Annotated in this window: 1 protein-coding gene; it reads right to left on the bottom strand. The window is 28.8% G+C overall.

The features are described 5' to 3' along the window. Positions 1-318 precede the first annotated feature (318 nt). A complete protein-coding gene (locus KGF50_RS21500; RefSeq protein WP_227849947.1) occupies positions 319-1,098 on the bottom strand; it encodes an amidohydrolase family protein in 780 nt (259 codons plus the stop codon). Positions 1,099-1,238: the final 140 nt, after the last annotated feature.

Here is a 1,238-nt window from a genome sequence, read left to right as displayed (position 1 = left end):
CTTGTATAGGAATATTGTATCTTATTTGTTTTTAAATGTAAGTAGAGTACTTATCTAAATGTAGTAACCATTTATTTCCCCAATTTTTCTACATATTTTAATAAATAAAAATCTTAATTTTTTTATTATAAAAGTCAATTATTTTTTGTATATTTCTTATTATACACGCTTTTTATTATTGATATAAACTAATATTTATTCCTAATTATAAGAAAAAACGAAGAATGATTTTTATTTAAATAATATTCAAACTTCGTTTTTTCTTACTATCTAGTTATTTAATTTCTAAATTTTTATTATTTTTAAGATTTTATCTTTTTAATAAGCTATCTTTTTTAATACTTCACCACATTGATTTTTAGTAACTTTTCCTTCTTCTAAAGCAATTTTCCCATTTACAATTACGTATTCAACACCTTTAGCTAATAACTGTGGATTTGAGAAGTCAATCTCTTCAGACCTAGGATAGCTGTAGTTTTCCATATCAATAACTGCTATATCAGCCATTTTACCCTCTTTAAGTATACCTCTATCCTTTATTTTAAACTGGTTAGCTGGCAATGAAGTGACCCTTCTTACTACTTCTTCTAGTCTAACTCCTGATTTTTTATACATATCAAAGAAAATAGGAAATGCTCCTCTTCTTTGAAGCTCAAACCATGACATATCTCCACCTACACTAAACAAACAATCTGAGCCAACCATAACAAATGGATTATTTATTATCTTTTTATCATGTAGTTTATCTGGAAAATCTCCCCTGTACATCCCTCCTAGGCAAAATATAAGTTCTTCATCTCCATATAAAAGCAAATCTAGCAATAATTTATTCTCATCTATACCTTTTTGTATAGCTATTTCACGTATTGATTTCTTTTCCATATCAATATCATTGGTATTTAGAAGTATTATACTTCCCCTATCTCCAAGTATAAATGCCTCTTTTAATATCAAAGCTCTTCCTTCTTCATTCCTAAGAGCATCCATAACACCATCCATACCTAATTCAAACAAACTAGATGATATTGCCATAATAAATTGAAGCACTCTTTTTTTCTTCATACAATGTCCAGAACTTCTTGGTACTGTATCAACCATAATATCAACACCATTGTCTCTAGCACTTAATATCTCCTGAACCTCCCATGACTAAAGTCACAAGGTTCCTGCTTCATAGAATTTTGCATACTAAAATATGTCTTACTAATTCTCCACAGGCTATCCCCGTAGTTCCTACG

Origin of the sequence: Clostridioides sp. ZZV15-6598, from assembly GCF_020657705.1 — a bacterium.
GTDB classification, from domain to species: Bacteria; Bacillota; Clostridia; order Peptostreptococcales; family Peptostreptococcaceae; genus Clostridioides; species Clostridioides difficile_F.
This window is presented reverse-complemented; position numbering and strand designations above follow the sequence as displayed.